The sequence below is a fragment of the Halobacillus salinarum genome (genome assembly GCF_022919095.1).
GTDB classification, from domain to species: domain Bacteria; phylum Bacillota; class Bacilli; order Bacillales; family Halobacillaceae; genus Halobacillus_B; species Halobacillus_B salinarum.
The window spans coordinates 2865186-2889926 of record NZ_CP095073.1; the positions used below are offsets into that span (position 1 = coordinate 2865186).

The following is a 24741-nucleotide window of genomic DNA, read 5'->3' on the forward strand; positions in this document are numbered from 1 at the left end:
TGATACAATGCAGCAAGTTACACGTGTGTTTTACATTTCAGTTGTTGTAGCATTTCTATTTATTATTTGGGGAATTATTCCAAAAGATGTGCTGCCTACTTGGAATTTATCAAATGTCACCACGAATATACAAGGATTTTTAACAGATAAGTTTGGCTGGTTCTATCTCCTATCAGCTACCGGCTTTTTAGTGTTTGCCATTTACTTAATATTTTCTAAATACGGAAAGCTTAAATTAGGTAAACCGGATGATGAACCAGACTACCCGTATATTACTTGGTTTGCGATGCTATTTAGTGCCGGTATGGGTATCGGTTTGGTTTTCTGGGGAGCTGCAGAACCACTTTCACACTTCCACGAGCCGCCTATTGCCTCTCAGGAGCCAATGAGTGAAGCTGCTGCCCAGTCGGCTATGAAATACAGCTTTTTCCACTGGGGATTCCATCCTTGGGCAATCTACGCTATTCTCGCACTTGCGCTTGCTTATTTTAAGTTTAGAAAAAATGCCCCGGGAGTGATTAGTGCAGCTCTGACGCCTATTTTAGGTGAGAAGCGGGTGAAAGGACCTATAGGTACACTCGTAGACTTTATCGCAGTCTTTGCTACCATTTTTGGAGTTGCTACATCACTTGGTTTGGGAGCATTGCAAATATCCAGTGGACTCGCATTTACCATCCCTGGATTGGAAGATAATTTCACCCTAGAGTTGATTATCATTGCCGTAGTTACTGTTTTGTTTATGGTTTCGGCAATGACCGGACTTGATAAAGGAATTAAATATCTAAGTAACACAAATATTGTACTGGCTATACTGCTCATGATGTTTATGTTATTTGCAGGTCCTACGAACTTCATTATGGATTATTTAACCACTACTTTTGGTTCGTATATCCGTGACCTGCCTTATATGAGTTTTAGACTGACTCCATTTGAGGACAGCACCTGGGTACAAAGCTGGACCATTTTCTACTGGGCATGGTGGATTTCTTGGGCTCCATTTGTTGGAACGTTTATTGCCCGTGTATCCAAAGGTAGAACTATTCGTGAATTTATATTAGGAGTACTGCTCGTACCGACTATTTTTGGTGCCATCTGGTTCTCAGTATTCGGCGGAGCTACTATCTCCCTGGAATTCTTTGATGGTGTTGACATCTATTCTGATGTGAATGATATGGGTACAGAAGTTGCTTTATTCTCCATGTTTGATCACGTACCTTTAGGCGGAATTATGTCCGTCATAGGCCTATTACTGATCAGTACTTTCTTTGTTACTTCTGCAGACTCTGCGACCTTTGTGCTTGGAATGCAGACGACAGGAGGCAGCCTTAACCCAAGAAACCAGGTTAAGTTTGTTTGGGGGATTATTCAGGCTGGTGCCGCATCTGTGCTTTTATGGCAAGGTGGTTTAACAGCTCTGCAAACGGCAGCGATTATTGCAGCCTTTCCATTTACTTTCATTATGATTCTTATTTGTTTCTCCCTAATGAAAGCATTTAAAGAAGAAGCCAAAGTGGTTGATCTAAAAAGTAAATCTAAATAATATCAAAAAGGAGAAGGCACTACGGAAGTCACCCTTTTGAGTTTATGCATAATATAGAAGCCGAATTGAACGATTCGATCGTTCAATTCGGCTTCTTTTATACGATCGATGAGACGTTCGGCACATGAGACGAAGATTAACTTCGTCAAGTGCTCTTCTTGATCAAAGTGCCCGGGGCAAGCATCCACCGATAAGTGATTTGCAAGAATCAACGCCAGACTTTAACAGCACCTCTAAGTGAGAAAGAACGTTTTCAGCAGCCACCCTTCCCCCATCTCTTTTTTGTTACATAAGTATAAATGATTAACAGCGCCGTTAAATTTGAAACAGCGTATTTTCATTTCCGTAACAATTAGATAACATTCCCATCCAGCTTCCTTCTTTTTGATACACTAACTATGTATTAAGGAAGGAGTGGAAAGGCCCCATGAGACCTTACATCTTCATTTCAATGCTCTTTGTCTTTTTGCTAGCAGGGTGTTTCCCTCATAAAGAAAATGTGGAAGTTATTAGCGCAAGCCCATCAGGATATGATATCTATTTATATACGCAGACCGACCAAAAACAGAAGGCAGAAAGTTATTTTAATGCACTTTTGGACTGGAAAATGAAACAAGGCAATGATGGAACGCTTGCTTTTAAAAAATCTAAAACAGACTCCAATTCCATTGAAGTCTCAGAAAATGAATTACCTGCATTAGTTATAAAAAAAGAAGGGAAAACGGTAACCAAAATTTCCGGGAATAGTAACCAAAAGAACATCCTTTCAAAACTTGAGCAATCCGTCAGTTATCATAATTAATACCATTCTTCCTTTCCAACCGGAATTCCGTGATTCTATATAATAGATCCAGACTCTTTGACTCTAATTTCAAAGGGTTTTTTTATCGCCTCACACTTATCATCCAATTCTCACTAAACCGCATCAATTAACGATTCTAAGACGCAAACTTCAAGGACGATGTGCAGAAATTAAAAAAAGCTGCCGAGCAGTGCTCGACAGCCTTCAAAACTAATACGGAAGCTTCTACTTCAAAATTATTTAACGATATGAATCGGCTGACCTATAGCTACTTCTGCAGCTTCCATCGTTACTTCACCTAGAGTTGGGTGAGCATGGATAGTAAGCGCAAGGTCTTCCGCAGTCATACCAGCTTCGATCGCAAGTCCAAGCTCAGCAATCATATCACTGGCATTCGGTCCTGCAATTTGGGCTCCGATTACAAGATCGTCTTCTTTACGAGTGATCAGTTTTAAGAAACCGTCACTGTCATTCAGGGAAAGTGCACGTCCATTTGCTCCGAATGGGAATTTGGAAGCTTTCACATCATATCCAGCATCTTTAGCTTCCTGCTCGGTGTAACCTACTGAGGCAAGTTCAGGATCAGAGAATACGACTGCAGGGATTCCTAGATAGTCAATTTCAGCGTTCTCCCCACCGATTACTTCCGCCGCCACTTTTCCTTCATAAGATGCTTTGTGAGCTAGCGGTGGTCCTTCAACGATGTCCCCAATAGCAAAGATGTTGTCGATACTTGTACGACATTGCTTATCAATGTTGATTAAGCCTTTATCAGTCATATCAAGCCCCAGTTCTTCAAGGCCGATTTCATCCGTATTCGGGCGGCGGCCTACAGTAACTAATACGTAATCTGCATCAATGGTTTTTTCTTCGCCTTTGACTTCATACGTCACTGTTACTCCATCTTCTTTTTCCTCTACACCTTTTGCCATAGCATTGGTAACTATTTCTACGCCTTTTTTCTTCAAACGTTTTTTAACGAGGGAAGACATTTGTTTTTCGAATCCGCCAAGAATTTCTTTCATTCCTTCAAGGATCGTTACTTCTGTATCAAAGTTAGCATACGCTGTGCCAAGCTCTGTACCAATATACCCTCCACCGATTACAACCATCTTCTTAGGCACTTCTTGTAAAGCTAAAGCGCCTGTAGAGTCGATCACTCGATCAGAGAATTTAAAGTCTGGAAGCTCTATTGGACGGGATCCAGTAGCGATAATGCAATTATTGAACGTATAGGTCTGGGAATTTTTCTCATCCATAACACGAACAGTGTTCTTATCCACAAAATAAACTTCGCCTTTCACGATGTCTACTTTGTTTCCTTTTAGAAGACCCTCTACACCACCGGTCAGCTTTTGAACAACACTGCTTTTCCATTCTTGGACTTTGGAAAAATCAACCGTTGTATTTTCTGATTTAATTCCCATATCTTCTGCACCTTTGGCATGTTCAAACCGATGACCAGCTTGAATTAAAGCCTTGGAAGGCACACAACCAACGTTTAAACATACACCGCCCAGATTGCCTTTATCAACAATCGTTACGTTTTGTCCAGTCTGTGCTGCGCGAATAGCGGCGACGTAACCTCCTGGACCAGCGCCTACGACTAATGTGTCTAGTTCAATTGGGAAATCTCCTACTACCATATACTTTACGCCTCCATCATAATTAGTTGTGGATCGTTTAGTAAACGCTTGATGTGGTTCATTGCATGTTGAGCTGTCGCACCATCAATCATCCGGTGGTCGAAGCTTAGAGACAGTGCAAGAACAGGAGCAACGACTACTTCTCCATCACGAACCATTGGTTTTTCAGCAATACGGCCGATACCAAGAATAGCCACTTCAGGATGGTTAATAACTGGAGTGAACCACTGACCGCCTGCAGAACCAATATTCGTAATCGTAGTTGATGCACCTTTCATTTCTTCAGATGTGAGTTTACCGTCACGAGCTTTTACAGCAAGTTCATTGATTTCACTTGAAATTGAGAAAATGGACTTGCGGTCTGCATCTTTCACTACAGGCACAAGCAAGCCTTTATCCGTGTCTGCGGCTATACCAATGTTGTAGTAATGCTTTTGGATAATCTCATCTGTACTATCATCCAGGGAAGTGTTCAGCACAGGGAACTTCTTCGTAGCTGATACTAAAGCTTTGACGACATATGGAAGATAAGTCAATTTAATATCTTGTTCTGCGGCCACAGCTTTAAACTTCTTACGGTGAGCTACAAGCTCTGTAACATCCACTTCATCCATTAGTGTAACATGCGGAGCCGTCTGTTTTGAATTAACCATTGCTTTAGCAATTGCCTTGCGCATACCGCTCATTTTCTCACGAGTTTCAGGATAAGCTTCACCTGCAGCCGGTACCGATTGTTGGGAAGCTGCTTCTTCTTTCTCTTCTTTTCCTTCAGCTGCTGGCTCTTCCGTTTGTTCGCCGCTCATGAAGCTTTCGACATCTTCTTTTAAGATACGGCCATTTTTTCCAGAGCCATTAACTTGACGGATATCTACGTCATTATCACGAGCAAACTTGCGGACAGAAGGCATGGCAATGACACGTTTTCCATCTTCTTCAGCCGTTTCTTCTTCTTTAGCAGCAGGGGCTTCTTCTTTTGTTTCTTTTTTCTCATCTTTTTCTTCAGAAGCTTGCTGATCTTTTTCAGCTTCTTTTGTTTCTTCTTGCTTTTCTTCTTCGCTGTCGTCAGATTCGTATCCTTCAGCGTCAAAACTGATGATGACTTCTCCAACAGTAGTCGTTTCGCCTTCATCAACATGTACATCTTTCACAGTACCGTCTACAGGAGATGGAATTTCAACAACGGCTTTGTCATTCTGTACTTCACAAAGCACGTCATCTTCTTTAACTTCATCGCCTTTTTTTACGAACCACTTTGCGATTTCACCTTCGTGGATACCCTCACCGATATCCGGCAGTTTAAATTCAAATGCCAAGGTCATTACCTCCTAAAATTAGGTTTAATTAAAAGTTCAGGACGTTGTTTACTTTCTCCACTATCGTATTGTGATTTGGCAGCCATACTTCTTCTGCACTTGAGAATGGATAGACGGTATCCGGTGCAGTAACACGAAGGACTGGAGCTTCAAGATGCAAAATCGCTTTTTCTTGAATTTCTGAAACTACGTGAGCAGCGATACCTGCCTGTTTTTGCGCTTCTTGCACTACGACAGCGCGGTTGGTTTTTTCTACAGATTTAAGAATGGTTTCATAATCGACAGGACTCACTGTGCGAAGATCAATTACTTCTGCGCTTACCCCGTCTTTTTCCAATTCGTCTGCTGCTTTCAGGCAAGAGTGTACCATGGCACCGTAAGCTACAAGAGTGACATCCTTTCCTTCTCGCTTCACTTCTGCTTTTCCAAGTTCAAGGGTGTACTCTTCCTCAGGAACTTCATCGCGGAAGGAACGATACAGCTTCATATGCTCAAGGAAAATGACCGGGTCATTATCACGAATCGATTGAATTAGCAGTCCTTTTGCGTCATATGGAGATGAAGGAATGACTACTTTTAACCCAGGCTGTTGAGCCATCAATCCTTCCAGGCTGTCCGCGTGAAGTTCTGGTGTATGCACTCCTCCACCGAATGGAGAACGGATAGTAATCGGCATCTGGCGAGTGTTACCAGAACGATAGCGGTAGCGGGCCATTTGGCCATTGATTGCATCCATCGTTTCATAAACGAAGCCGAAGAATTGAATTTCCGGTACTGGACGGAAATCCTGCAGGGCAAGTCCAATAGACATACCGCCGATACCTGACTCAGCAAGAGGTGTATCGAAAACGCGGTCTTCACCGAATTCATCCTGAAGACCTTCTGTTGCACGGAACACGCCGCCGTTTTGACCAACGTCTTCACCGAATACCAGCACGTTTTCATCATTTTTTAACTCTGTGCGTAATGCGTCTGTGATGGCTTGAATCATTGTCATTTGTGCCATGATCTACTTCGACTCCTTTTCCTTATATTCTTCCATTTGATCCTGCAGATTAGATGGAAGTTCCTCATACATTAGAGAAATAAGGTCTGTTACCTTTTGTTTTGGTGTATTGTCAGCTTCTTTAATCGCTGCTTTTACATCTTTTTTCGCTTGTTCAACCACTTCATTTTCTTCATCTTCAGACCATAGGTCTTTGTTTTCCAGATACTTACGGAAACGTACAATTGGATCTTTTTGCTCCCATTCATTATCCATATCTTCTGTACGATAACGAGTCGGATCGTCACCTGCTAGAGTATGCGGACCATAACGATAAGTCATTGTTTCAATCAAAGTAGGTCCTTCTCCATTAATGGCACGTTCACGAGCTTCCTTAGTTGCTGCGTAAACAGCAAGAACATCCATACCATCAACTTGTATACCTTCAATTCCCGCAGCTACAGCTTTTTGTGCAATGGTTTGAGCAGCTGACTGCTTCTCTACTGGAACTGAAATAGCGAAACGGTTGTTTTGAACAACAAAAATGGTTTGAGCAGCAAAGGCACCAGCAAAGTTGATTCCTTCATAGAAATCACCTTGTGACGCTCCACCGTCACCAGTATAAGTAATTGCGACAGCATCTTTTCCTCGTTTTTTAAGTCCAAGGCCAACTCCAGCTGCCTGAGTGATTTGGGCACCGATAATAATTTGAGGACTTACGGCATTTACTCCTTCAGGCATCTGGTTTCCTTTAAAGTGTCCTTTGGAAAATAAAAAGGCCTGGTATAAAGGAAGTCCATGCCAAATCAGTTGAGGAACATCACGGTAACCTGGTAAAATGAAATCCTCTTTCTCAAGAGCAAACTGGCTTCCTAATTGTGATGCTTCCTGGCCGGCTGTAGGAGCATAAAACCCAAGGCGTCCTTGACGGTTCAATGCAATCGAACGCTGGTCCAAGATACGTGTGTAAACCATGCGGCGCATAATTTCTTTTAAATCATCATCTGAAAGTTCAGGCATAGCGTCTTCGTTAACAATTTCGCCTTCTTCATTCAGGATTTGAAACGTTTCAAATTGATTCTCAATGTTTTCAAGAGTGCGTTTCAAAATAATTCACCTCTTCCTTTCTACTTTAAAAAAATGGATGCTGTGAGTAGCTTTCCCAATTATGAAAAAAAACTGTACCGATTTGCTCTTTACGTTTTACCCTGTACACTTCTTCACTAATCATCAGTGCGGCAGCAACTGCAAACTGTTACATTCATTCAGCAAAAAAAAATGGTACAATGTTAATCCTCTTAGTAGTTTAGCTCAAAATGACAAGATTCGTCAATTACTTCGAAATGGATAATCATATATGGAGATGCACAAATGTCAATTTTCGACAAATCGAGCGCTGTATAAGCAGTGGTACCCTTATACTGTACCACCTCATTTTTAAGCCTGTATTAATTTTACTTTGTTTTATTTTTCGATGCAAATAAAAATAACCGTCTTATCCAGACGGTTATTTTTATTCAAGTTTTTGCTTACTCTCCCGATCCTGAGCCGCTTTCACTCTTATCGTTTGATGATCCGGAGTTATTATTCCCAGATTCTTCATATTCAACTTTTAAACCTGCTGCTTCATAAAATTCTTTTTTTAATTGATTGTATTTTTCTGTATAGCTGTTAAATTGTTTATTAGCTTCAATCACTTCATCATACGTACTATTGATTTGCTTGATTTGTGCCTGCAGGTCTTCTTCTTTCAAGTCTTTGTTTTGAAGCATTTTATATAGTTCTGAATCATGCTTTAACGCCGTTTTGTAAGACTTGTACAAGTCTTGATAAGCATCATACCGTTTTTGCATGGTATCATAGAGTTCATCGGCTTTATCTTTTGCTTCTTTTTTATCTTCATCCATCTCACTGATCAGAGGTTTAATCTTATCGAATTCTTCCTTCGCGGAATCTATACTCTCTTTTTCCATTTCGAGCTTCTCTTTTCTCTGCTCAACAATATCAGCCGCTTTAGAAGACAATTTTTTAATTTTATCGAATTCGTCCATACTCAAATCAATGATTTGGTTATAGAGATCGTTTTCTTTGTTTTCTAAATCCACTAATGGCTGCTGCTGCTCACGAAACGTATCCTCTAAGGAAACCGCTTTTTCCAAGTGGTCATAAATCTCTTCCTGCGCGGACTTGCCATTGCAGGCAGTTAGAAGCAAAACCGCAAAAGCCATAATCCCCAAAACAAAACGTGACTGCACAAAACTTCCCCCTTAATAAAAAATCATACGAATCCTAATTGTATTCTCACCATCTCTATCATAGTATAATATATGAAAATAAATTGAAAGAGCCATTTCCACAAACTTTCCAATTTGTGGATAATTTCCGTCAATTGCTTCTGCTGCAGGCTCTATCGTATGTTAAACTTTGAATGCAGAAGTTGTAGAGAAAGGATGAACAAGATGATCACCATGGATGATATTGTACGGGAAGGGCATCCTGCTTTAAGAAAAGTGACCGATGAAGTACCTCTACCACCAACCGAAGAGGATACCCATACGTTAAGCGAAATGCTCGAATATCTAAAAAACAGCCAGGACGAAGCTGTGTGTGAACGATACAGCCTCAGACCCGGGGTTGGTTTAGCTGCACCGCAAATTAATGTAAACAAGCGCATGATCGCTGTGCATTTTACAGATTTAAAAGACCGTTCGTACAGCTACGGTTTGTTCAATCCGAAAATCGTCAGCCACTCCGTTGAGAAAACTTACCTTTCAAGTGGAGAGGGCTGCTTATCAGTGGACAGGGACGTTCCTGGTTATGTTCCCAGATATCGAAGAATTACCGTTAAAGCAACAGATTTGGAAGGAAACGAAGTGAAGCTGCGGTTGAAGGATTATGCAGCCATTGTTTTTCAACATGAAATTGACCATTTACACGGAATCATGTTCTATGATCATATCGATGCGGAACAGCCTTTTAAAGAACCGGAAGGGGCTTTGCCGGTAGATAGATAAAGTCTAGGGGGTCTCCCTAGACTTTACTTCTTTCCAATAATTTTAAATCATAAATCGCTTTTACCAGCCCACCTTCATTTACATCTGCCGTAACCATATCACTAACCTCTTTTGTTTCCTTTACTGCATTTCCCATCGCAACCCCGATTCCTGCATCCCGGATCATTTCGATGTCATTTAATCCATCGCCAAACGCATACGTGTCGTCCATGCTTAATCCAGCCGCTTCTACTAATTTTCTAATCCCGTTTGCTTTTGAACCACCACTGGGAAGCACGTCGCACGAAAACTGATGCCAGCGGATATAATCAAATGCTGGATACGCTTGACGGTATCTGTTGATCTCATCCCCTTCACAAAACAACAAGGACTGGTAAATCTCCCTATCTTTATAAAATGTGGGATCAATTTCAGGATAATCAAAGTGAAGAGAACTCAGGCTTTCCTGAATAAAATCTTGGCCGGCATCGGTGGCTTTCATCTCCTGGTGATTCATGTAAACCAACGGATGTTCACTTTCTCTTGCCTTCACAGATAACTGCTCAAGTTGTTCACTATTTAAAGGATTTTTGAATACAGGCGTTCCTTCAAACACAACAAACTGACCATTGAAGCTTACATAAGAATCGATTCCCAACACTTTTCTAATATCTTCATACATAAACGGGGCTCTGCCAGTAGCTATAGCACAATACACACCACTCCTCTGCAGCTCCTTCACAGCCTGAATTGTTTCATCCTGGAGCTTCTTCTGGTGATTCAGCAGTGTCCCATCTATATCAAAAAAAGCAATTTTCTTACTCATTAAGTCCCCTCCCAAATATAAAAAGGTTTAACAAAGTGGAAAAACACGAATAAAATAATGATTCAATTGGCTATACTTTAGCACGAGTGGATAGGTTTGAGAAGTTAAACACAGGATAAAAAAAGAAATTCATACAATGTAATTGTTTCATTCTTATACAAACCGTATTATACTAGAGATAACAGGGATTGGGCGGTATAACGTTTTTAATGGTTTTCTTTATCATCGAAAGGAGATGGGTGCTCCATGATGAAACGACTTAGAAGAAAGCTTAGAAAACGTATGAAAGATTTATTAAAACGGAAGACGTATGCATAAAAAACAACAATCTGCTTTTAGCATCTTTAATCATTACCAGCGGGTAAATAATCATGCTATTATTAGTGGCAGAACAAGAATGTGGAAATTATATCTAGTTAGGAGAGATAAAGTAATGATTTTTAAAGTACTATATCAGGAACTCGCGAAAGAAGTTCCTGTTCGCGAACGTACACAGGCCTTGTACGTAGAAGCGGATACAGAGAGACAGGTACGTAAAAAACTGGCCAGTAAAAATATAAATATTGAGTATATCCAGGTGTTAGATGAGGATCACTTGGCTTACGAGAAGCAGTCAGAAGATTTTTCTCTGGAGAATGTTTAATTCATGAAATTTGTTAAAAATGACCAAACCGCTGTGTTCGCCTTGGGTGGACTCGGTGAGATTGGTAAAAACACTTACGGAATTCAATTTCAGGACGAAATCATCCTCATCGATGCCGGAATTAAGTTTCCAGAAGATGAACTTTTAGGAATAGACTATGTCATTCCAGACTATACCTATATAGTTCAAAATCAAGATAAAATCAAGGGCTTGTTTATCACCCACGGCCACGAAGATCATATTGGCGGTATTCCTTATCTGTTAAGAGAAGTGAATATTCCTATTTATGCCGGTAAATTAGCTGCTGGTTTAATTCGTAATAAACTCGAAGAGCACGGATTATTACGAAACACAAAAATGTATACGATTCAAGAAGATGACATTATTAAATTCCGTAAAACGTCTGTGTCCTTCTTCCGTACGACACACAGCATCCCTGATTCTTACGGAATTGTAGTAAAAACACCACCCGGCAATATCGTTCACACTGGTGACTTTAAATTTGACTTCACCCCTGTAGGAGAACCCGCTAACCTCGCCAAAATGGCTGAGATTGGCAAAGAAGGTGTTCTTGCCCTGTTGTCAGATAGCACGAACAGCGAAGTACCCGGTTTTACAAAGTCTGAACGAGTCGTCGGCCAAAGCATCCAGGATATCTTTACAAGGGTAAACGGCCGATTGATTTTTGCCACTTTCGCTTCTAATATTCACCGTTTACAGCAAGTCGTTGAAGCAGCTGTAAGAAATAATCGTAAGGTTGCGGTGTTTGGCCGGAGCATGGAGGCATCAATAGCTATTGGTCAAGAACTAGGATATATCCGCGCTCCTAAAGAAACCTTTATCGATGCCCAGCAGATTAACCGGCTTCCTGCCCATGAAGTGGTTATCCTGTGTACGGGCTCTCAAGGTGAACCAATGGCGGCTCTTTCGCGCATAGCGAATGGTACCCACCGCCAAATCCAAATTATGCCTGGCGACACAGTTGTGTTCTCTTCTTCCCCAATCCCTGGTAACACAATTAGTGTAAGCCGAACAATTAATAAGCTTTACCGTGCAGGAGCAGATGTTATTCATGGACCTTTAAATGATATTCATACTTCCGGTCATGGAAGCCAGGAAGAAATGAAGCTGATGCTTCGCTTAATTCGCCCAAGGTTCTTTATGCCGATTCATGGTGAATACCGAATGTTGAAAGAACATGCGAAATTAAGCCATGACTGCGACGTAGATCCTGGTGATTGTTTCGTTATGGATAATGGAGACGTACTTGCTTTAGGTAAAGACGAAGCAATGATTGCCGGAAAGATTCCATCCGGGTCTGTTTACGTAGATGGAAGTGGAATCGGAGATATCGGCAATATCGTCCTTCGAGACCGACGGATCCTGTCTGAAGAAGGACTGGTTATTGTTGTTGTAAGTATTAATATGAAGGAATTTAAGATCGCTTCCGGTCCTGATATCATTTCGAGAGGCTTTGTTTATATGAGAGAGTCCGAGGATCTTATCAAGGAAGCTCAAAAACTTGTTAATAATCACGTCGAAAAAGTAATGGATAGACGAACAACACAGTGGTCGGAAATTAAAAATGAAATTACCGATACGATAGCACCATTCTTGTTTGAAAAAACAAAACGACGTCCTATGATCCTGCCGATCATAATGGAAGTATAAAAAAGACCCCGCCATGCGGGGTTTTTTTATTTCAGCCTTTTTACTGCCTTTTTCATATCAGGCAGGTCCATACCTCCGGTTTCAAAGAAATTTTTGATGAGATATTCTGAATAATGGACTGCTGAGTGATAATCAATGTGACCAGGAAGAGGGGCTTGCTCCTCAACCACTACATCAACGATGACGGGTTGATCGGATACAAACGCCTGCTTCATTTTCGTTTCTAATTCACCATGACTTTCAATACGATACCCCACTCCTCCAGATGCTTCAGCGATCTTAGCATAATCAATTTCTCCTAACTCCGTTTTATATGGAAGATGTCCCATTTGTGCCTGCTCATATTTAATGAGTCCTAACTTACTATTATTAAGCACAATAATCTTAATAGGCAGCTGATACTTGACGGCCGTCACAAAGTCCTGCATAACCATGGAAAAGCCTCCATCACCGCAAATGCCGATGACTTGTTTATCAGGTTGAGCAATCTTCGCAGCCAGTGCTCCCGGAAGTCCGCTCCCCATTGTTGCAAGTCTCCCTGACACTACTAATCGTTGGTCAACAAAAGGTAGAAAACGCGAAACCCACACAGTTACATTTCCTACATCAACAGAAACGACCGCGCCTGGTTCCATCAGCTGTTCCAGCTGATACATCACTTGGGGAGCTTTAACAGGATCTTCGTGAATACGTTTCTCCCTTTGCAAGGAAATGCGCCATTCATTCATTTTTTCCTGATATTTTTCAAGGAAACCAGTAGATTCCTGCTGTTCAAGTTGGTCCGTCAACATTTTTAACGTTTCTTTAGCGTCACCAGCAAGTCCGGCTTGAATCGGGTAATATCTTCCAAGATTAGAAGAATTAACATCAATTTGGATCGCTTTCGCTTTCTCAGGGAAAAATTCCCGATACGGAAATTGGGTTCCGACAAGCAGCACTAAGTCCGCTTCTTTCATTGCGTGGTAAGCTGGCTTCGTTCCTATTTGCCCATTGTGTCCAAGACAATAGGGATGCTGATCAGGAATGATTCCTTTTGCCAGTAGACTGAGAATGATCGGAGCGTTAATTTTCTCTGCAAATTCCAGCAGTTCTTCCCGTGCATCAATCGTCCCTTTCCCAGCCAGTATGACTGGTTTATCTGCTTCTTCAATCAGCTTCCTAGCCTGGTTGATATCTTCATTCCTTGGTACTTGCAATGGTTGGTAGTACGTGCTGTTCGTCAACCTTTCTGATGATGTGTTTTTAGCTGCGAACAAGTCATCAGGCACAATTAGAACAGATACCCCCTTTTTGTCATACGCTTCACGAACAGCTTGATTTAATAAATCAGGGAGCTGGTCTTCTCTTTCTGCCCGGCGATTAAAGACAGCAACGCCGTCGAACATCCGCTCTAAATTAATTTCTTGAAAGGCATGCGTCCCTACTTTATCACTGCTTACCTGTCCCACTATCGCAAGAACCGGTGCATGGTCTTCTTTAGCATCATACAGGCCATTGAGTAAATGGATTGCTCCCGGTCCGGCAATGGATAAGCAAGTACCAATCTTACCTGTAAGCTTCGCGTAAGCAGATGCCGCTAATGCCCCAGTCTCCTCATGCCTTACTTGAATAAAAGAAATGTCCTCACTTCTATTTCTTAAATCGTCGATAAATTCATTGATCGAATCACCGGGAAGTCCATAAATATGATTAACTTCCCAGTCTATTAAGTGCTGAATCAAGACTTCGCCTGTTCTTTGATCAAACATTCTCATCATCCTCTCTAAGATAACGGTTAATAAACTCTATAAAATACTTTATTTCCTCTAGGATAAAAAAATAAACCGCTTAGCACAGCGATTTCCTAGCAAGCGGTTACTCAGTCTTATGAAAACAAAAAGGATGCCCAGCGACATCCTCTAGTTTACGCTATTTACTATTTATTTCCGCGGCTTGAGCGGGTTTAGTCCTTTCATCAGCTGAAGCTTCTGTCTTACATCTCGAATTGAGTCCATCACGAAATCAGGTTTGTAAATGGAGTCTTCTGTCATCTTTAAAGTGGTATTCCCAGTAAGAACAAGTCCCGTAGAAATGCTAAATAACTCTCCCATTGCGATATCTGAAGTCAAGCTGTCACCAATTATTATGGTTTCTCTCGCCTCACATCCTATTTTTAACATCGCTTTATCAAACATATAGTGAGAAGGTTTACCGACAATGATATCAGCCCTCGCACCCGTGGATGCTTCAATGGCGCCCAGCATTCCCGCAACATCAATGGATAACCCTGATGGGCCGGGGTACGTTTTGTCTTTATTGGTAGCAATAATTCTGGCTCCATGGGTGACTGCTTGAAAAGCGTGATTTAAATCTTCATATCCTAACTTCGTATGTAAAGAAACAACCAGCCATTTAGCTTCTTTTGGGTGGTCCGCAATTGGCACTCCATTCTCCTTTAACTCTTCTACCAGCCCCTCTTCCCCAAGCACCCACACTTTCTGTTTTTTGTACCGGCTTGCCAGGAAATCAGCAGCTACATATGAAGAAAGGATGAGATCCTCAGGTGGAAGGTCAATGCCGTGTTCTTTTAGAAAATGAGAAATCCCTTTTCTTGAATGTGTGCCCCTGTTACTTAAGCCTAACACTCTTTTACCGTCTTCTTTCAGAGTGCGGATGGTCTCTGCTGCCCCTGCAACGATGTGAGCACCTTTCCAAACTGTCCCATCTAAATCAATTAAAAACCCGTGTAACTCATCGTATCTGTTCATGCTCTCATCCTCTTTACAGGCTATAAATTCTCAATTTCAAATGCAAATACAGTTTGCTTTTTATACACTTCCTCAGGGTTAAGCATAATCTCAGGAAAACCTTGTTCATGAAGCGATGCAGGAGAGCCTTGAGTTTCAAGGCAGACGCCGAGATGCTTTTGGGATTTACCTTCAGCTAAATGATGGGCTTCATTAAGATTATTAGAAGTGTACATCACCATTCCAGGCTGATTTGTTCTTACTTTCATCACTCTTCCGCTCTGGCGGTCTTTTACAACAACGGCATCTTGTTGTTGCTGAGCAAAGATAAAATAATGATCATAACCTCCACCTGCCACTAAATTCTGATGGCTGCTGCTTTCTATTCCCTCTCTTAAATCTCTTTCCTTTCTAAAATCAAAGGGAGTATCGTCCACTTCAAGCAGTTTTCCTGTTGGAATCAAATCCTCATCAAGCTCTGCAAAGGATGAACTGTCTATGTTCACTTGATGATGGTGAATAGTATTCTTTGCATTACCAGCCAGGTTAAAGTAGGCATGATTCGTCAATGTAAGTGGAGTAGATTGATCACTCTTTGCTTCATAATCAATGATAAATTGGTTCTCCTCATTTAACGAATACGTCACCTTTAGTTCTACTGGTCCAGGATAACCGCTTTCCCCATCTTCGCTTAGATAAGTAAACTCAACTCCTGCCGTTTCCTTATTTTTAAACGGTTCTGCCTTCCATAGCACATGGTGAAAACCATTAGAACCGCCATGTAAATGGTGGTTTCCGTCATTGGCTTCCAACGCATACCTTTCGTCATCTATTTGAAAAGCCGCTCCTTTTATTCTTCCAGCTACTCTGCCGATGAGTGCACCAAGAAAATCTTCATTTGTTAAATAATCTTCATAATTTTTGTAGCTAAGAACAACATTTTCAAGCTTTCCTTTTCGATCCGGAACACAGATTTCAGTAATGATGCCTCCGAAATTAAGAAATTTTACTTCCATGCCGTTTTCGTTTGTTACCGTGAATAATTTCCACTTGCGCTCTTTTTCTACTTGGACATCTTGCAACTTAAGATTCATAGCTTCCCTCCATACTGCCTTATGATAAAGCCTCCCATTTGTTATGTATCGGACTGGGACAACTTTTGTAAGCGAGCTTTGACCTGAACTGAACATAACAACCACACAAAGTACAAGTTGTTTCATTCATTAAATCAGGACAGGAGCTGCAAGCTTGCAGCCTTTTTTCATTGCCTCGCTAACTAGGTTTGTTTCTAATTGTAGCTGTTGATGCACGGACTCGACAACCCTCTGTTTCGTTACATAGACAGATGTTTGACAGGCTTTGCAGCTCATTATTCAACCTCCTGCTTTAATTCATTGGCTTAAGAATGCTGATTAAAGAAAGTGAAGGTTGAAATGGATACGTCACTTGTTTTGATTTCAATTGATTAATTAATCGTAAACCAGTACAGCGGTCACGGAGGTGATAGGCTTCATTTAGACTTTCTTCTACTAATTCATCACTGAGACGCAATTCGCCCGGGGTGACGGGACCGCCCATTTTCAACAATAATCTTTTCAGCTCATCCGGCTCTGGGAGCTGACGCAGGGCATCCTGAATCTCATCCCAATATCGGACCAGATCATGATCCTCATTAAAGAATGCTTTTGGACTATAGCTCTCTGCCCAAGCTTTGTAAAGCTCCGCTATAATTATTGCAGCAACCCCTACCTTCGCTCCGTGAAGCACCTGGGGTTGATTTTTTTTAATTAGTTCCATCTCCCAATAATGAGAAAGATGATGCTCTCCTCCAGAAGCTGGTCTTGAAAAGTCCAATAGCAGCATGACAAGACCCGATTCGATTAAAGAGTGGACCAAAATCTTCATGCCTTCTTCGCTTCCAGCCGCAATTTCTTCGGTATGTTCGACACAGCTTTGCAATGAACTTAAAGTCAATTGATACGCAGTAGAGTTAAATGGTTCCTTCCCAATCCAACGGGATATTTGCCAATCCAGAAGGGACGTATATTTTCCAAGAATATCTCCATAACCTGCCGCAGTCATCTCAGGAGGGGCTTCCATTAGAATGTTTAAATCTGCAAAAACGGCAGTTGGTGCCGAGGTTTGAACGGTTTGTTTCACTCCCCTGATAATTAACGGGGCTCCTTTTGAAGTAAAACCATCGACTGAAGCAGCTGTCGGTATTGAGATAAAAGGAATCTTCATCTTGTAAGCGCAAAAGCGAGTGATGTCATGGATTGTCCCCGATCCGACAGCAAGAAGAAGTTCACAGTCTGCTGGTGTCTCTTTAAACACTTGAACCAATGTCTGTTCCTCCGCTAACACCTGTCCGTTTTGATTCTCCACCAGTTCTATGGCACAGACGTCTAGATGCCCTGCAGTAAGTTTGGATTTTAATAGGTCTCCAGCTGCCAGCTTTGTTTTAGTATCCATAACCATTCCTACATGATTTATTCCTTCTTTTTTCAACTTAGGAAGAACAGAGTCAAGAGTTCCTCTCCCAACTTCTATCTTAGGGAGTGCGTCTTTTATTCCTAATTCTTCAGCGAGCTTTTCAATGGTTTGAATATCCACGCTTCATCCTCCTTTATTCAAGTTCAGCCGATTGACAACATAACCACTGCCATAGGCGGCAGCTGCACATGTATTTTTTCCTGCGTTCTCTCAAAATCTGTAAACAGCTCAGGCTTTACTCTTTCTTTGTCTTCAAAGGTATTCCGATCATTCATATTACTCCCGGCTAAGATCCTTCCTGATACACGCGAAACTGTAAAGCCTCTTACGTCTAAGTCTGCTGCTGCCCCTTGTGTATGGTGCAGATTACATAAACTGATGTGAATGACCCCTCCTTTGGATTTTGAAGCTGAAATACTAACCTTATCAAAAGAGCTTTCCCCGCATGTGATCGTTTCTACTTCACTCCCTACCTGAAGCAAATCCGCATCCTGGTGAACTTTATACATTTCAAATACGTGATAAGTCGGTGTCAACAGCATGTCACTGCCTTCAGTTAAGATCATAGCTTGCAGCACATTCACAGTTTGAGCAATATTTGCCATATGGATACGATCACTATGGTTATTAAATATATTTAAAGTCGTTCCCGCTACCAGCGCATCCCTAATGGTATTCTGCTGGTATAAAAATCCCGGATTCGTTCCTGGTTCTACATCAAACCATGTCCCCCATTCATCAACAATCAATCCTACTCTCTTTTCAGGGTCATATTTATCCATAATCGTGGCATGCTTTTGAATTAATTGATCCATATGCCAAGCTCTGCTCAGCGTCAACTTCCACTCAGATTCCGTAAAATCAACTGCCGAACCTTTGCCTTCCCAAAAGTCTCCAGGGAAAGTATAGTAGTGAAGACTAAGACCGTCCATATAATCTGAAGCTTCTCTCATTAATACTTCTGTCCAATAAAAATCATCAACATTAGGTCCGCCTGCAATTTTATAAATTTGATTTTTTCCGTAATTCCGTACATAGGTTTGATACTGCTTGTAAAGATCAGCATAATATTGAGGACGCATATTCCCTCCGCATCCCCAATTCTCATTACCTACACCAAAGTACGTTAAGCTCCACGGAGCATCACGGCCATTCTCCCGGCGCCAATCCGCCATCGGTGATTCCCCGTCAAACGTCAAGTATTCCACCCATTCCGACATTTCCTGTACCGTACCGCTTCCAACGTTGCCACATATGTAAGGTTCTGCTCCTAATTGTTCACACAGCATCATAAACTCATGGGTGCCGAAGTGATTATTTTCAACTACGCCTCCCCAATGAGTGTTCACCATTCTTTTTCGTTGACTCCTTGGACCAACTCCATCCTTCCAATGGTATTCATCTGCAAAACAGCCACCGGGCCACCGAAGTACAGGAATATTTATTTGCTGAAGTGCCTGGATGACATCGTTTCTTACCCCTTGAGTATTCGGAATTTCAGAATCTTCTCCTACCCATAGTCCTTCGTATATACATCGACCTAAATGCTCTGAAAAGTGACCATAGATATTCTTATTAATTGTATTAGGCGTTATATCTGCATTAATGATAAATGAATTCAAATTTTTCATCCTCCTTGCTTTCAAGTCTTTTGCAACTTAACTTCTAACTTCTTAAATACATGGACCGACTGCCACATCCAAAGAAAAGAACATACACTGAAAGTAAAAAAGGGTATAACAGATGGATATAAGAGAGAAACGTAGGCAAGTCCAAACAAGAGAACGATTTGCATTAAAGAAATAGGAAGTTTGCTGAATCCTATAATCAATGCATTCTTTATATGATTGAGCACTCCACCTTTAAAATGAGTTAACAATGGAAACGACCAAAGAACAGCAAGGAAGTAGATAAACACAAGCAAGTAAAAGGCAATTGGAATGAAGAGTACGATTTGTCCATTAGCGTTTTGGAGCATTTTATAATTCAAGAACAATAATCCTCCGGTCAGGAAGAGCAGCCAGCCTAATTTATTGGCACTGGCGAATTCTTCTTGATAGATTTTCCTAAATGTTTCCCAAACCCGGATCTCTGTTTCTCCCATAATCCACTTACGCGATACACCAAGTGCTGCTACTGTACTCGGAAATATTCCAACTACCACTAGCCCACCCAATGTAAAACCAATCCAAAGCAGGTTTACAGCAGCCAGCCGTACTACCCAGGTTAACAACAGGTCTAATGAATTAACTATTTTCTCATTCACTTACACCACACCTCTGTTTAATAACTCCTTCCAAAGATGAACATACTAATAGAACAGTTTTGTGACCGGACTTTACTATCCTTTTACTCCACCAACAGTTAATCCGGAGACAAAATAGCGCTGGAAAAAAATAAACAGCAGAACTATGGGGATAATTGTCATTACAGACCCTGCAATAAGGACGTCGTAGTTATTGCCATAAGGAGTAAGCAATGTTGCAAGTCCGATAGGCAGCGTGAACATATCATTGGAACGTAACACTAAAAGCGGCCATAAAAAGTTATTCCAGCTAGCTAAGCCCTGCAATATCGCCATCGCTGCTAGCGATGGCCCCATCAGCGGAAGCATGATTTTGAAAAAGATTCCGTACTCCGTAGAACCATCAATCCTTGCTGCATCCATCAGTTCTTTAGGAAGACCTAAGGCATATTGTCTAAAGAAAAAAACAGCAACCGGTGCTACAATCAACGGCAGTACAACTGCGAAATAGGTATTAATAAGCTGAGTTGTAATCATTAGCTGATAGAGCGGCAGCATTAGAATTTCAAATGGAACCATGAGAATAAATAAAACTAGTAAAAAGAAAAAATTTCTTCCTTTAAAATCATACATAGCCAGCGCATATCCGACCATAGAAGAGAAAAACAAAGACAATACAATAGTGAGAACTGAAATCATCAGGCTGTTTCCATACCACGTCCAATATTCAGCAGATTTTCCGAAGATATAGGAATAGTTAGCTAAACTTAATTGATTGAAATTTATGTTTAGAGTAATACCATTCCTCATCAATACCGAAGAAGGCATAAACGATGAAATAATTAGGCTGATGATAGGGAACAAAGCAACGAAAGAAATGACTCCAAATACCAGGTTTGCTCCCCATTTTGCCAGCTTAAGTTTCTTTTTTGGATTCACGTTACGCTTCTCCTTTCTTAAATGCCCCAGTGAGTAAAAGATAAATAAAACTGACAACAAAAATGATCAGCATTAATACGACTCCTACAGCTGCGCCAAATCCCATATCATTCTGCTGGATTCCCTGCTGATAAATATAGCCGACAACAGTTAAGCCAATATTTCCTGGAGAGCCTGCTTCCCAGAACACAAAACTCTCTTCGAACATCCTGAATCCATTAATTATAGTAATTGTGCTGACAAAAATAATAATAGGCTTTAATTGAGGAATTGTAATGTACCATAGCTTCTGAAATTTTGAAGCACCGTCAATATCCGATGCTTCGTACAACTCATTAGGGACATTTTGCAAAGCAGCTAAATAATACAAAAGATTAACTCCAATCCAGCGCCAGGATGCTAATATGACCATTAAAAACATCCCAGCCCACCCGGTAAACCGCCAATTGACGGATTCAAGGCCGATAAAATTTAAGATCTGATTAGCTATGGCTGAATCCTGCTCTCCGAACATTAATCGAAATATCATTCCGCCGACAATAGTGGAAGTTAAAGCCGGAATAAATAGAGATGCACGGAAGAGGGTCTTAAATTTAATCACCTTTGAGTTTAAAAATACTGCAGCCAGCATTGGAACAACGGTTAAGATAAACACCGTTAATACAACATAAATGGTTGTATTAGAAAGGGCTTTATAAAAGGTTGCATTGGGTATTTTTGTGTAATTTTCCAGTCCGATAAAAGTAACCTGCCCTGGCAGAACGCTTTGAAAACTCATTACAATCCCCTGTATAGCCGGATATAACGTAAGAACTGCAAATGAAAGAATGAAAGGCGTAATAAAAATGTAAGGCACCACTTTTTTTGAATTCAGGAATTTCATCAATCGTCCTGGCTCCTTATGAGCCTTATCGTAAATCTTAGTGCGGCTGCTATTAGACACTGAACTCATGCAAACCCTCCTAAGTATAAAATTCACTAAATCAGAAGCCTACGTTATGATTTTTTTAAGCGGATCACATTCCACGAGGTTTTCTCCAGGTTTGATTTCAATATGCCTTCTTCCAAAGTGGATTGGCCCTTGCTGTGTGGTACGACTTCTTCTTTTACGGCGGTGTTGACTGCTTTTAGATCATCGTGGGCCAGAACCAAATGCTCAGCTAAATGGTATCCCTCAAAACTTCTTAAGTCAGCGGTGAGAGGGATGGAATCTGTCAAATTTTTATTTACGATAAAAATGGTCACCTCTTTATTCTCTTCACTATACACGGCAGCACAGTCAAGATAAGGGACGTCTGTGAATTCTTTACTATCATACTTTGGAGAGGACAGTACCGGTTTCAAAGAAACACCTCTTCCAAATAAAGAAGCGTGCATGTACGGATAAAAGATCGTCTGCTTCCACGCCTTGCCGTTGTTTTCTGTCATGATTGGCGCGATGACATTAACAAGCTGAGCCATACAGGCCATCTTCACGCGATCGGCATGCTGCAGAAAAGTGATCAACATGCTTCCAACCAGGAGGGCATCTTCAAAGTTATACACGTCTTCCAGTTGTGGTGGAGCCACTGTCCATGGTTCAATTCGCTTATCTGCTTCATTGGAATGGTACCAGACATTCCATTCGTCAAAGCTTAAATTAATCGTTTTCTTACTCCGTTTCTTGGCTTTAATATAATCACATGTGGATCTTACCGTACGAATAAAATGGTCCATATCCATGTTTTTCGCTAAATAGCTGGCTGGATCATTCGTACGGTTTCCGTAATACTGATGGAGAGAAATAAAATCAACTTGTTCGTAAGCAAGATCTAGAGTTGTCGCTTCATACTCAGGGAACGTCGGCATGTCCGTATTTGAACTTCCACATGCTACTAGTTCAATAGATGGGTCGACTAGTTTCATTGCTTTCCCGGTTTCTTCAGCAATCCTTCCATATTCATAAGGTGTCTTATGACCAACCTGCCACGGACCATCCATTTCATTACCTAAGCACCACGTCTTAATGTTGTGAGGGTGATCATAACCGTGGGATTTTCTTAATTCACTCCAATATGTACCGCCAGGATGGTTCGTATATTCGATCAAATTTCTCGCTGCATCGATCCCTCTGGTCCCTAAGTTGACAGCCATCATAACATCAGCGCCGGCTTTCTTGGCCCAATCTGCAAATTCATTCGTTCCCACTTCATTTGTTTCGATCGTTCTCCAGGCGAGTTCCAGTCTTCTTGGCCGCTCGTCTTCGGGACCCACTCCGTCTTCCCAATTGTAGGCGGACACCATATTCCCCCCTGGATAGCGGACGATAGGGACTCTAAGCTCTCTTACAAGTTCAAGTACATCTTTTCGAAAACCCTGTTCATCGGCTTGTGGATGACCTGGTTCATAGATACCTCCATACACAGCTCTGCCAAGATGTTCAATAAAAGAACCGTAAATTCTTTCGTCCACTTTTGCTATTTCATAATTTTTATCCAACACCATTTTTGCTTGTAATTGGTCAGTCATGAAATGGTTCACTCCTATATACAAATTTTAATGAAACAGAGACAAGGGTGCCCCATTGCCCCTGCTTCTTCCTTTATTGCTGGTCTCTTATTTTATCTGCTGCTTCTTTCAAAGCTTCTTCAGGGGTCTGCTTCTCCTGACGCAATACATTTTCTGCTACATTTGTGTTGTACTCTGTAGCGACATCCGGTGTGTTTTTTGTTATATTCAACACATTAATTTCTTCGCGAACATCCAAAAGCACATCAAAAATTCCTTTACCAAAGTAATCATAGTACTTGTTGTCTTCTCTAACAGCATCACTCTTCCAAACATCCCAACGTGGAGGATCGAAGCCAAGCACCTGCCATAAATTGATGCTTCCTTCTTTAGTAAGCTTCGTATAGGCTAAAAATTCCTTAGCTAGATCCGGATCCTCAGACTGGTTGGTTACGACTGTACCCGTACCCCCATTCCTGCAGATCTTTTTCCTCCCTCTTCCCAGGCCGGCATAGGCCTGATTGCTATTTTTCCTTTCAGATCAGGCATATTATCAAGAAACCTTCCCATATACCATATCGGGGCTAATATACTGGCAGCACCGCCATCATTCATGTAGCCATAAAATTCCTCAGACTGATTCATCCCACCGGGAGTTAATTCTGCAATCTTATCTTCGTAAACGACCTGATGCAGAAAGTCAAGAGTCTTGATATTCGTATCATTATCAAGGATGACGTTCCCTTCTTTATCAAAAAAATCGGAATCCTGCTGGGAAATCATTGGCCAGAAATCCATTAAATAATCTGTTGTTCCTACATTCCACATGACTGAATCCGTATTCTTCACTACTTTCTTACCAGCGGTGATGAAGTCATCCCACGTTTTAATCTTATCGATGTCCACTCCGGCTTGATCCATAATTTCGGTATTATAATACATGACTGTTGCTCCAACATGAGTAGGTACACCATAGTACTTGCCATCTTTAGCATAAATGTCAAACCGGGACTTTACAGAATCATCAAGGACGGGTTCAATATATTCATTCATTGGTTCTAGCTGTGGCTCTCCCTGCATAAAATTGGCGTATTTACTTAATTCGATGTCTGCAAGGTCTGGAGCACCTTTACCGGATTGTAGAGCCAAGAGTAAATTATTGTGCATTTGATCATAAGGATACGTCTGGGCCACTAGTTTAATCGGTCGATCGGGGTGTTCTTCGTTCCATCGTTCGGCAGAATCCTTAAATAAATCAACATGCTGTCCAGCAAAAGTCCAGTAAGTTAACTCAGTGGCTCCTTCAATATCCCCTCCGACTACTTGAGTATCTTCTGCTTGTCCCGAAGCTTCATCGCCGCCTCCACAGGCCATAAGAAGAATAGACATCAGCAAAAAAACAGATAGTAATACGTATTTTTTCACAGCAATT

The 24741-nt window shown here is 41.3% G+C and carries 22 protein-coding genes and 3 pseudogenes; 5 read left to right on the plus strand and 20 right to left on the minus strand.

Annotated elements, in window-relative coordinates; genetic code table 11:
• Positions 1 to 7 precede the first annotated feature (7 nt).
• Complete coding sequence (locus tag MUN89_RS14740) at positions 8 to 1540, plus strand: glycine betaine uptake BCCT transporter (protein ID WP_244708544.1); 1533 nt, start codon at positions 8 to 10, stop codon at positions 1538 to 1540.
• Between the two features lie 2 nt (positions 1541 to 1542).
• Here the strand turns inward: MUN89_RS14740 and MUN89_RS14745 are convergent, their stop codons facing one another.
• Positions 1543 to 1752 carry a hypothetical protein gene (locus tag MUN89_RS14745; protein ID WP_244708545.1) on the minus strand — a complete coding sequence of 70 codons (210 nt, stop codon included), beginning with the start codon at positions 1750 to 1752 and terminating at the stop codon, positions 1543 to 1545.
• A 215-nt stretch (positions 1753 to 1967) separates the two neighbouring features.
• Between MUN89_RS14745 and MUN89_RS14750 the strand changes: the two genes are divergently transcribed.
• The gene (locus tag MUN89_RS14750) at positions 1968 to 2342 is read left to right on the plus strand and encodes a hypothetical protein (protein ID WP_244708546.1); all 375 of its coding nucleotides are present in this window, start codon (positions 1968 to 1970) and stop codon (positions 2340 to 2342) included.
• A 236-nt stretch (positions 2343 to 2578) separates the two neighbouring features.
• Here the strand turns inward: MUN89_RS14750 and lpdA are convergent, their stop codons facing one another.
• From lpdA to MUN89_RS14775, 6 genes and pseudogenes are all read right to left on the minus strand, one after another.
• Entirely contained in the window at positions 2579 to 3988 is a 1410-nt protein-coding gene (gene lpdA, locus MUN89_RS14755; protein ID WP_244708547.1) for a dihydrolipoyl dehydrogenase, read from the minus strand.
• A gap of 5 nt (positions 3989 to 3993) precedes the next feature.
• A pseudogene (locus MUN89_RS14760) lies at positions 3994 to 4911 on the minus strand (dihydrolipoamide acetyltransferase family protein); the annotation flags it as partial.
• 228 nt (positions 4912 to 5139) lie between these two features.
• Positions 5140 to 5307 (minus strand): annotated as a pseudogene (locus MUN89_RS22095) (biotin/lipoyl-containing protein); the annotation flags it as partial.
• 22 nt (positions 5308 to 5329) lie between these two features.
• Positions 5330 to 6307, minus strand: coding sequence for an alpha-ketoacid dehydrogenase subunit beta (locus MUN89_RS14765; protein ID WP_244708549.1), 978 nt, complete (start codon positions 6305 to 6307; stop codon positions 5330 to 5332).
• Between the two features lie 3 nt (positions 6308 to 6310).
• Complete coding sequence (gene pdhA, locus MUN89_RS14770) at positions 6311 to 7393, minus strand: pyruvate dehydrogenase (acetyl-transferring) E1 component subunit alpha (protein ID WP_244708550.1); 1083 nt, start codon at positions 7391 to 7393, stop codon at positions 6311 to 6313.
• A gap of 422 nt (positions 7394 to 7815) precedes the next feature.
• Positions 7816 to 8541, minus strand: a complete 726-nt coding sequence (locus MUN89_RS14775; RefSeq protein ID WP_244708551.1) for a YkyA family protein — start codon at positions 8539 to 8541, stop codon at positions 7816 to 7818.
• Positions 8542 to 8745: 204 nt separating this feature from the next.
• On the opposite strand from MUN89_RS14775, the gene def reads away from it, so the two are divergent.
• Complete coding sequence (def, locus tag MUN89_RS14780) at positions 8746 to 9300, plus strand: peptide deformylase (RefSeq protein WP_244708552.1); 555 nt, start codon at positions 8746 to 8748, stop codon at positions 9298 to 9300.
• A gap of 16 nt (positions 9301 to 9316) precedes the next feature.
• On the opposite strand, the gene MUN89_RS14785 is transcribed toward def, so the two are convergent.
• The gene (locus tag MUN89_RS14785; protein ID WP_244708553.1) at positions 9317 to 10105 is read right to left on the minus strand and encodes a Cof-type HAD-IIB family hydrolase; all 789 of its coding nucleotides are present in this window, start codon (positions 10103 to 10105) and stop codon (positions 9317 to 9319) included.
• Positions 10106 to 10538: 433 nt separating this feature from the next.
• Between MUN89_RS14785 and MUN89_RS14790 the strand changes: the two genes are divergently transcribed.
• A complete protein-coding gene (locus tag MUN89_RS14790; protein ID WP_244708554.1) occupies positions 10539 to 10748 on the plus strand; it encodes a DNA-dependent RNA polymerase subunit epsilon in 210 nt (69 codons plus the stop codon).
• 3 nt (positions 10749 to 10751) lie between these two features.
• A complete protein-coding gene (gene rnjA / locus MUN89_RS14795) occupies positions 10752 to 12419 on the plus strand; it encodes a ribonuclease J1 (RefSeq protein WP_244708555.1) in 1668 nt (555 codons plus the stop codon).
• Positions 12420 to 12445: 26 nt separating this feature from the next.
• Here the strand turns inward: rnjA and MUN89_RS14800 are convergent, their stop codons facing one another.
• From MUN89_RS14800 to MUN89_RS14850, 12 genes and pseudogenes are all read right to left on the minus strand, one after another.
• Positions 12446 to 14167, minus strand: coding sequence for a pyruvate oxidase (locus MUN89_RS14800; protein ID WP_244708556.1), 1722 nt, complete (start codon positions 14165 to 14167; stop codon positions 12446 to 12448).
• 171 nt (positions 14168 to 14338) lie between these two features.
• Entirely contained in the window at positions 14339 to 15166 is an 828-nt protein-coding gene (locus MUN89_RS14805; protein WP_244708557.1) for an HAD-IIA family hydrolase, read from the minus strand.
• 20 nt (positions 15167 to 15186) lie between these two features.
• Positions 15187 to 16239, minus strand: a complete 1053-nt coding sequence (locus MUN89_RS14810; RefSeq protein WP_244708558.1) for an aldose epimerase family protein — start codon at positions 16237 to 16239, stop codon at positions 15187 to 15189.
• A gap of 19 nt (positions 16240 to 16258) precedes the next feature.
• The gene (locus MUN89_RS22100; RefSeq protein ID WP_396266026.1) at positions 16259 to 16369 is read right to left on the minus strand and encodes a hypothetical protein; all 111 of its coding nucleotides are present in this window, start codon (positions 16367 to 16369) and stop codon (positions 16259 to 16261) included.
• A complete protein-coding gene (locus MUN89_RS14815) occupies positions 16369 to 16515 on the minus strand; it encodes a hypothetical protein (RefSeq protein WP_244708559.1) in 147 nt (48 codons plus the stop codon). The genes MUN89_RS22100 and MUN89_RS14815 overlap by 1 nt, the downstream gene beginning before the upstream one ends.
• Positions 16516 to 16531: 16 nt before the next feature.
• Positions 16532 to 17758, minus strand: coding sequence for a sn-glycerol-1-phosphate dehydrogenase (locus tag MUN89_RS14820; RefSeq protein ID WP_244708560.1), 1227 nt, complete (start codon positions 17756 to 17758; stop codon positions 16532 to 16534).
• A 23-nt stretch (positions 17759 to 17781) separates the two neighbouring features.
• Positions 17782 to 19269, minus strand: coding sequence for an alpha-N-arabinofuranosidase (locus MUN89_RS14825; protein WP_449768878.1), 1488 nt, complete (start codon positions 19267 to 19269; stop codon positions 17782 to 17784).
• 11 nt (positions 19270 to 19280) lie between these two features.
• Positions 19281 to 19904: a YesL family protein gene (locus tag MUN89_RS14830; RefSeq protein ID WP_244708562.1), complete on the minus strand. Its 624-nt coding sequence runs from the start codon at positions 19902 to 19904 to the stop codon at positions 19281 to 19283.
• Positions 19905 to 19979: 75 nt separating this feature from the next.
• Positions 19980 to 20822 (minus strand): carbohydrate ABC transporter permease, encoded by an 843-nt coding sequence (locus MUN89_RS14835; protein WP_244708563.1) that lies wholly within the window; start codon positions 20820 to 20822, stop codon positions 19980 to 19982.
• Between the two features lies 1 nt (position 20823).
• Positions 20824 to 21774, minus strand: coding sequence for a carbohydrate ABC transporter permease (locus MUN89_RS14840; protein ID WP_244708564.1), 951 nt, complete (start codon positions 21772 to 21774; stop codon positions 20824 to 20826).
• 44 nt (positions 21775 to 21818) lie between these two features.
• Entirely contained in the window at positions 21819 to 23330 is a 1512-nt protein-coding gene (gene arfA, locus MUN89_RS14845; protein ID WP_244708565.1) for an arabinosylfuranosidase ArfA, read from the minus strand.
• A 73-nt stretch (positions 23331 to 23403) separates the two neighbouring features.
• Positions 23404 to 24734: pseudogene (locus tag MUN89_RS14850) on the minus strand (ABC transporter substrate-binding protein).
• Positions 24735 to 24741 lie beyond the last annotated feature (7 nt).

Bases quoted from the DNA above. Each gene is read 5' to 3' on its own strand.
- MUN89_RS14740 (WP_244708544.1), top strand. From the start codon at position 8: ATGCAGCAAGTTACACGTGTGTTTTACATTTCAGTTGTTGTAGCATTT.
- MUN89_RS14750 (WP_244708546.1), top strand. From the start codon at position 1,968: ATGAGACCTTACATCTTCATTTCAATGCTCTTTGTCTTTTTGCTAGCA.
- lpdA (WP_244708547.1), bottom strand. From the start codon at position 3,988: ATGGTAGTAGGAGATTTCCCAATTGAACTAGACACATTAGTCGTAGGC.
- MUN89_RS14765 (WP_244708549.1), bottom strand. From the start codon at position 6,307: ATGGCACAAATGACAATGATTCAAGCCATCACAGACGCATTACGCACA.
- def (WP_244708552.1), top strand. From the start codon at position 8,746: ATGATCACCATGGATGATATTGTACGGGAAGGGCATCCTGCTTTAAGA.
- MUN89_RS14785 (WP_244708553.1), bottom strand. From the start codon at position 10,105: ATGAGTAAGAAAATTGCTTTTTTTGATATAGATGGGACACTGCTGAAT.
- MUN89_RS14790 (WP_244708554.1), top strand. From the start codon at position 10,539: ATGATTTTTAAAGTACTATATCAGGAACTCGCGAAAGAAGTTCCTGTT.
- rnjA (WP_244708555.1), top strand. From the start codon at position 10,752: ATGAAATTTGTTAAAAATGACCAAACCGCTGTGTTCGCCTTGGGTGGA.
- MUN89_RS14800 (WP_244708556.1), bottom strand. From the start codon at position 14,167: ATGTTTGATCAAAGAACAGGCGAAGTCTTGATTCAGCACTTAATAGAC.
- MUN89_RS14805 (WP_244708557.1), bottom strand. From the start codon at position 15,166: ATGAACAGATACGATGAGTTACACGGGTTTTTAATTGATTTAGATGGG.
- MUN89_RS14810 (WP_244708558.1), bottom strand. From the start codon at position 16,239: ATGAATCTTAAGTTGCAAGATGTCCAAGTAGAAAAAGAGCGCAAGTGG.
- MUN89_RS22100 (WP_396266026.1), bottom strand. From the start codon at position 16,369: ATGAATGAAACAACTTGTACTTTGTGTGGTTGTTATGTTCAGTTCAGG.
- MUN89_RS14815 (WP_244708559.1), bottom strand. From the start codon at position 16,515: ATGAGCTGCAAAGCCTGTCAAACATCTGTCTATGTAACGAAACAGAGG.
- MUN89_RS14825 (WP_449768878.1), bottom strand. From the start codon at position 19,269: ATGAAAAATTTGAATTCATTTATCATTAATGCAGATATAACGCCTAAT.
- MUN89_RS14840 (WP_244708564.1), bottom strand. From the start codon at position 21,774: ATGAGTTCAGTGTCTAATAGCAGCCGCACTAAGATTTACGATAAGGCT.
- arfA (WP_244708565.1), bottom strand. From the start codon at position 23,330: ATGACTGACCAATTACAAGCAAAAATGGTGTTGGATAAAAATTATGAA.